The 7,084-nt window shown below is 28.2% G+C and carries 9 protein-coding genes; 3 read left to right on the plus strand and 6 right to left on the minus strand.

The genetic code is table 11. The features are described 5' to 3' along the window. Window positions 1–321 precede the first annotated feature (321 nt). A complete protein-coding gene (locus ACZ2V4_RS11380) occupies window positions 322–693 on the minus strand; it encodes a hypothetical protein (protein ID WP_101033743.1) in 372 nt (123 codons plus the stop codon). A gap of 162 nt (window positions 694–855) precedes the next feature. On the opposite strand from ACZ2V4_RS11380, the gene ACZ2V4_RS11385 reads away from it, so the two are divergent. Then, entirely contained in the window at window positions 856–948 is a 93-nt protein-coding gene (locus ACZ2V4_RS11385; RefSeq protein ID WP_490514917.1) for a type I toxin-antitoxin system Fst family toxin, read from the plus strand. A 119-nt stretch (window positions 949–1,067) separates the two neighbouring features. Here ACZ2V4_RS11385 and ACZ2V4_RS11390 read toward each other — a convergent pair whose 3' ends face one another. Beyond that, window positions 1,068–1,274 (minus strand): hypothetical protein, encoded by a 207-nt coding sequence (locus tag ACZ2V4_RS11390; protein ID WP_101158981.1) that lies wholly within the window; start codon window positions 1,272–1,274, stop codon window positions 1,068–1,070. 324 nt (window positions 1,275–1,598) lie between these two features. Between ACZ2V4_RS11390 and ACZ2V4_RS11395 the strand changes: the two genes are divergently transcribed. Together ACZ2V4_RS11395 and ACZ2V4_RS11400 are read left to right on the plus strand one after the other, a co-directional pair. Next, the gene (locus tag ACZ2V4_RS11395) at window positions 1,599–2,141 is read left to right on the plus strand and encodes a hypothetical protein (protein WP_490514918.1); all 543 of its coding nucleotides are present in this window, start codon (window positions 1,599–1,601) and stop codon (window positions 2,139–2,141) included. Window positions 2,142–2,405: 264 nt separating this feature from the next. Further along, entirely contained in the window at window positions 2,406–2,972 is a 567-nt protein-coding gene (locus ACZ2V4_RS11400; RefSeq protein ID WP_420494483.1) for a tyrosine-type recombinase/integrase, read from the plus strand. Here ACZ2V4_RS11400 and ACZ2V4_RS11405 read toward each other — a convergent pair. From ACZ2V4_RS11405 to ACZ2V4_RS11420, 4 genes are read right to left on the minus strand one after another with little or no spacing between them, the layout of a single operon-like run. Then, window positions 2,967–3,581, minus strand: coding sequence for an ATP-binding cassette domain-containing protein (locus ACZ2V4_RS11405; protein ID WP_101143917.1), 615 nt, complete (start codon window positions 3,579–3,581; stop codon window positions 2,967–2,969). The two genes, ACZ2V4_RS11400 and ACZ2V4_RS11405, sit on opposite strands and share 6 nt — an antisense overlap. Before the next feature lies 1 nt (window position 3,582). Next, on the minus strand, window positions 3,583–3,897 hold the full coding sequence (locus ACZ2V4_RS11410) for a YxeA family protein (protein WP_101143918.1): 315 nt from the start codon (window positions 3,895–3,897) through the stop codon (window positions 3,583–3,585). 1 nt (window position 3,898) lies between these two features. Next, a complete protein-coding gene (locus tag ACZ2V4_RS11415) occupies window positions 3,899–5,857 on the minus strand; it encodes a DUF1430 domain-containing protein (protein ID WP_420494482.1) in 1,959 nt (652 codons plus the stop codon). A 47-nt stretch (window positions 5,858–5,904) separates the two neighbouring features. After that, window positions 5,905–6,189 carry a lactococcin 972 family bacteriocin gene (locus tag ACZ2V4_RS11420; protein ID WP_420494481.1) on the minus strand — a complete coding sequence of 95 codons (285 nt, stop codon included), beginning with the start codon at window positions 6,187–6,189 and terminating at the stop codon, window positions 5,905–5,907. Window positions 6,190–7,084 lie beyond the last annotated feature (895 nt).

The following is a 7,084-nucleotide window of genomic DNA, read 5'->3' on the forward strand; positions in this document are numbered from 1 at the left end:
GTACTATAAATTGTACAAAAATGTTTTGGTCAAGCAGTGCGAATGTATACATTTGCTTCGCAAAGTATCATTCACCTCCTTGTAAGGGAAAAGCTTTTCCCTTAACCCTTTCGTTTTATATCATCGTCTATTTCTTCGAAATATACAGATGATATAAAATACAAAATCCATCCAAACATCATGTGATGTTTGGATGGATCTTTGTAGAAAACCTCTCCGAATGGATTGGAATATGCTGACTACTTTCGTCATCCTATTCCAATCCATTCGATACAAAAGATACTGTATACTCGTATCTTTTGTAAGACTGGCTATCACAGTTTAGCCCTTCGTTCTAAACTGTGATAACCAGTGCGTTAACCCCTTTAAGTCATTAATATGCCAGTAGCCTCTTGAATCGTCCATTGCATCCGCAATGGCATTTAAATTCTTTTTTAACTGATTCAGTTCATCCTGAACAACATCGAATTGATTCTGATCGATTCCTGAATGATCTTTATGTGTAATCACATAATTCTGTCTGAATTCATCCAACGAGATGAATTTACCGTTCTCTTTTCTTGGGAAGTCTTTACCAAAGACTGCTTTTAAGGTCTGAAGCTCTTTCTTATCTTTTTCACGCTTTTCTTTTAATAGCTGCTTCTTTTTTTCTTCTAACGCTTGTAGTTCTTTTTCATAATCAATATTTGTCATCGTATATCCTCCTGATGTTTATCATTATCCTTATTATGCCACTCATTTTTACGTGATAAAAAGGATAAGGTAAGCACTATAGAAGAAACCATAGTAATTCGGTATAATGAGTACGCCGTCTTTACTTCCATAGGCGAGGTCTTATGGAAGGAGGTGATCTCCATGGATTTTTTACTTGTTAACGTTATTTCGCCATTGTATGTTGGCGTAGCACTTGCGTTGTTTTCTCACTGGTTAGATCAACGTAAGGATTAAGACGGCATACCAGCACCTAAAAAACCCCCTAACTGTTTCCAGCAGTTAGGGGGTTCGGTGTTTCCATGGAATTTCTACTTGTTAACTTTATTATATCTCATTCAGTTTTCTTTGTAAAACTAATCAAGTACATAGATATACTTTACAGCATGTTTAAAAATCGTTATTTCTCGTCCATCTTCTGTTTCGATAATGATCTCATACTGTGGTGCAAATAAATATGTTCCAGTGATAGCTTTTCCGTCAGTAAAAACAACTTTAATCTTTTCACCTTTACGATGATAAAAACCAAACTTTCTTTTTACCTCAGTTTTTTCCTCAGACATATAATCACCTCAATCTTTTATTTCTTTTATTATAACTAAGATAAGTTAACAAATAAAATTCATCGTTTATACTCAAGTTATAAACGATTACATTAAGTCATTCAGCATTGAAACATATAAACATCATTTCAATTGATTAATACTTGTGTGATAATTAAGTGAAAGACTCGTTAAACTATAACGTTATGATGACATCATATTAACGTTAAATATAACGTAATAATACTGTTAAAATACTATTGTATCAAGTGATAAGTAGCGTTAAAACCTAACATCATAGTATGCATGATAACACGTGATAATAACAAGAAAGGATAACGACATATGAATAACAATCTTATAACAGTGGTCGCACTTGCTGATAAACTTCAAGTTGCTAAACAAACAATATTCTACAATGCTAAAAGATTGGATCTAGAATTAACTAAACATGATAACGTATCTTATGTAACGTTAGAACAAGCTGAACAGATTACACAACGTATCAACAGTAATAAGTCATCAAAGCGTGATAACAACACGTCACATTCACGTGATAATGATGATCCTATGACACAAAGCAATGACATGCTGAATATATTACTTGAACAATTACGTGTTAAAGATGAACAGATAAAGCAACTTAACAATACGCTTGATGAACAACAACGCTTACTATCACAACAACAATCATTACAATTGCAATCTAATGAGAAGATAAAAGCTTTAGAAATAGAATTACAAGAGGTTAAAGAGACGACGGCAGAAGATAACACTACAGATATAAAGGCTCATAGTGATAATAAGGGCGATAATTTTTATAAAGACTTAAGGCACGATAGAGAATCAGAAAACAAAGGTTTTTTATCAAAGCTATTTAAAAGATAATTAAGAGGTTCAATTAGGGAACTTACACAATAAAATAGATCGTCGACACTTAACCTATATATATCAAGGGTATAAATGACGTGGGGCTTGTATTAGCTAATCATTAAATTAATTGGTTTTTCTTTTATCTTTAATAAAGTAACACAATGGTAATTATGTTACATGTTAAACCCCGAAACCAAAGGGGTTTATTTTTATGCCTGAAATAATGTATCATAATGATATCAATACGTACATTATACGTATCATATAGGAGTGGTTTTGATGAACAGCGTAGAACCGATTCGTGACGTAAAAAAGATACAGGAGATGAAAGAAGCACTCGCTTATTATGGATCAGAGCGTGATGTCTTTTTATTTAATTTAGGGATTAACTGTGGCTTGAGAGTGAGTGACATGTTGGGATTAAAGAAAAAGGATATTAAGGACTATACCATTAAATTAAGAGAGCAAAAAACTCGTAAACAGAAACAAATCCCCCTTTATCATCTAAAGGAGGATATTGATCGCTATATTCAGTTTTTAGAGGACGAAGATTATCTGTTTAAAAGCAATAAACTCGATTCTGACGGTAATGATAAACCCATTAGTCGTGTACAAGCCTACAGAATTTTGAATCATTCAGCAAAATCTATTGGCTTAAGTGAAATAGGCACACATTCTATGCGTAAAACGTTTGGTTATCATTACTATAAAAAAACAAAGGACATCGCTTTATTGATGAATCTATTCAATCATTCATCTCAGTCTGTGACCTTAAGATACATAGGAATTAATCAAGATGTTATGAACGAATCAATTAGTAATGTAATGGAAAATATATTTTTATAAATTTATTATGTTGTCACATTGATGAGCTATATCAATATCGTGTGTTGCTACAATTAAAACTTTATCTTTATCAATTAAAGATAACAGCTTAGAAAAAATAAAAAAGCCATTTTCTTTATCAAGAGCACCAGTAGGTTCATCTGCTAAAATTATGCTAGGTGACTTTAATATAAGTCTAATAAGAGATACCCTTTGTTGCTCCCCTCCACTTAGAGTTGATATTTTTCTACTTTTTGTAACATTAACATTAAATTCTTTAATATAATCTTCTTTTAATTTTTCTTTTTCTGATTTAGTCATTAATTTAAACTTTAAACCAATATCTAAATTTTCATTTACACTCTTGTTATCTACTAATCCATAATTTTGAAATAGATACCCTAAGCAATACCTATAAAAATTTTTATTAAATTTAATTTCACTATTATTATAAAATATAGTTCCATTTTTTGGTTTTTCAAATCCTGCTATTGTGTTAAGAAGTGTAGATTTTCCAGAACCACTTTTACCTACAATAGCATAAGATTCACCTAACTTAAATTCAATATTAAAATTATCAAAAATTAATTTCTCGTCTTTAATAACTGTTATATTATCTAGTTTAATCATACTATTTGCCCATTATTTTATTAAATTTTAATTTAGTAATGTATTTAATACTTTCAACGTATTTACCTTTATGTGTAATTTCAACGTATTCTTGACTAGGATCATATCCTTTAAAAGATAGTTTATAGTTTTTTTCGTCGCCATTTGCATCATAAATCACTATATTTTCATAATTTTGCGTTTCTTTATCTACTTTAGCATATGATATTTCTTTGCTAAGTAATGGATTAAATCTATCAGTGTGTTCATTTCTAACATTTAGTAATACAAATAGCATTACTAGACATATTATAATCGTTAAAATAATCTTTTTCATTTTATATCTCCTTAATTAGTTTAGTGTAATTTTTTTCTAATATATATATATATAATATTTGTAAAACAAATTGAAACAATATGAAAATAAGCATGATATAAATAAAAATTATATTTTTAAAATAAAAATAGCAAGATATACCCACAAATATTATTAGCAATGACTGCAATAAAATATAAGTTATATTACTATGCAAAATACTATATCCATGAATCTTTTTTATCAGTAATAATTTCTTGTTTTGATCAAAATACTGTTTAATATCAAATAATATAGTTATTGATATAGTAACAATATTTAATATCTGTGCTAATAATAAAATTAAATATTTAATTTTAATTTCTTTATAGTCACTATTGACTTTATCTTTAAAACTAGTAACGCTACTTACATAGTTTTCGAGGCCAAACTTTTTTATATTGTCTATAGTACTATCATAATTTTTAAAAAGATATGATCCTTGAGAAACAGATGTATAATAAAAATCATCACCTAAATCATTGCCTTCTATGACTAAAATAACAGGTGAATATATATAGGAATACTTTTTCATTGTACGAGTATCAAATGAATAAATTTTATAGTCATTTTCCTTACTTATAAAATGAGAATTTTGGTTTATATTTGTACCATCTTGTTGAAATTTTATCCAATCGTTAACATCTAATTCAATATTCTTTCGTTTACTCATTGAATTTACAGGCAATATAATTTCAATCTGACTAGCATCTGTTTTAATTGAAAAATCTTGATCTAATTTTCCATAAAAATCAATGAAATTCTTATTTATAAATAGTACTTTACTATTCTCAACGTTAGAATATGTATTACTAGGATTATAAACATTATTGTTTCTAATCAGTAAAGTATTATTTGTTTTTTCGCTATAAATAATTAAATTATGAAATTTTTTCTGCAATATTTTTTTTTCTTCTTCTTTATAGAAAATTGGAGCTATATCTACTGTATAATAATCATCCATTTGATTCCATATTTTCTTTGATTCATTAATTAAGCTAAGTTCTTTTAAATGGGTATAATTTCCTATATAGATAATAGAAAATACTAAAAGCAATATACACTTAGTAAAAGTGCTTATAATTCTAAGTTGTTTATAGGGTTTTTGTCCTTTTATTAGTGATGGAATATCTATTTTTATAACTAAAAAATAACTAATAATAGATATAATTATAATTATAAGCAAATATAAACAATAAAGAATAACTTCTCTTTTTATGAACAGGGTTATTTGACTGTTATGCTCAAGTAAGTTTAAATAAAGAATCGTTGCAAATATAAAAATAGCAAAAAATGAAATATAGTATAATATTTTTTTGTGAAAATCCTCAAAAATAATATTTCCATTAGAATATCCATTTAGTTTTTTAATAGCAATTTCTTTGAAATTGCTACATACTTTTGTTAAGAAATAAAGAATATAAATAATAAATAATGATAATATAGGGAATAGTAATCCGTTATCCGCTATTAAACTAATAAATAAAATTTGAGGAGATATTTTTATTATATCTGACTTAATTCCTAATTTAAGTAAACTATTTTGAATATTAGTATTATCTATATTTTTTTCTTTAACAAAATAATTTCCTCTAACATCTTTTTTTAGCACTTCCTCAAAATTCATAAGTTTATTTTTTTTACTGTTAAAGGTTTCTGTCAAATCTTTTTCCTTACTATTTATAGGATAAATATACTTCTTTGTTTCATTTTTTCCATCACTATAGCTTACTTTATAAATAGAAATGTCATTTTCTTTAGAAATTTTATTTAGTTCTTTATATATGGATTCTTTGCTATGTTTAAAATCCCATTCCGTAATTTTAATTACATAATTACTATCTGGTATCAATTCTTCTTCTTCTTTAAGACTAAACAAAAATAGAATCGAAAAAATAATAAATAACATAGAAAGATCTAAAATTATTTTTAAAATTTTCATTTTTCCCTTTCCATCAAGAAAAGAATGGATAATTTATCCATTCTTTTTTAATACACTTTATAATATGTTTGATTTTCAGACCAAGATTTTTCTGCGGATGCCTGTGCTTTTACTCCAGGACGAGTTTTCCCACTCTCTGAAGGATATTTACCAATTGCAGTCGAAGCATGATATTTTGAACCATGAGAATAGTACGACCAAACATATTTTTCTCCTACTCCATATTCCCATTTTCCACCTTGCGCGTATACAGTTGCTGCACTAGCAACACCACTAATAATACCTAATAACATTAATCCAGATAAAGAAACTGATATTAATTTTTTATTCACTTTTGATCTATCCCCTCTGTAATTTTTTACATTTTTAGTATAATATTTTTGGATTTTTTTTACAACAATATTTTGAAATATAAGTAAAAAGTAATAACATCTGTATAGAGATATTTTAAATAAATGATAATTTCCATTGCATACATTCTATTCTTAATTGTATAATTAAGGCAAATAAAAAAGAACGGCAGGAGTGATAGGAGCTACCAACTCCCATCAGACCTCAATCTTACGTTACCACAACTAACGTAATCATGATTTTACCGATCTCTTCTATATAATATCTTGTGTAGCAAAAGTAACCTTTGCTTATAAGTACATTATATAGGCGTATCGGTAAAACCTCAATAGACTTGGCTCAAATTAAGAAAAAAGTGGATGAAGAGAGATTACAAAAGACAGGTAGTGTAAGATCGCTACCTGTCTTTTTGTTTGCCTCAACTTCATACGACAGTACATGTTTCAGGTGTTCTTCATGTAAAAAAGGAACGGTGGGCTGGAGTCATAGACCAACAAATTCATCCAGCATGTCTACGGATTTTTTCACTTATTCTGCGGGCATATGCGGTAGTTTGCATGATTCCACTTTTCTACCACTCGTGAGTCACCCAGGCAGTGACGAGCAGATATCTAAAAACACGGATAGGGCTTTCTAAAATAGTTAGGTGAATAGCACTACCGTCTTGTTAAAAATAAAAAAATAAGCAAACCAAAATAGAAAATTTCTATTTTGGTTTGCTATTTTTTTGGAATAGTTATACAATTTAATTAACTTCATTGAACGTAAAAAGAACATTCAGCATTAATAACTGTTTGCAGCAGTTATTAATCGCTTACCGATCGCGTACATCGGCAAACACTTTAGAATGTTCCTTAAACTCTTCTTATAAGATTA

The organism is Macrococcus sp. CoH-51_TC_04 (assembly GCF_058188655.1).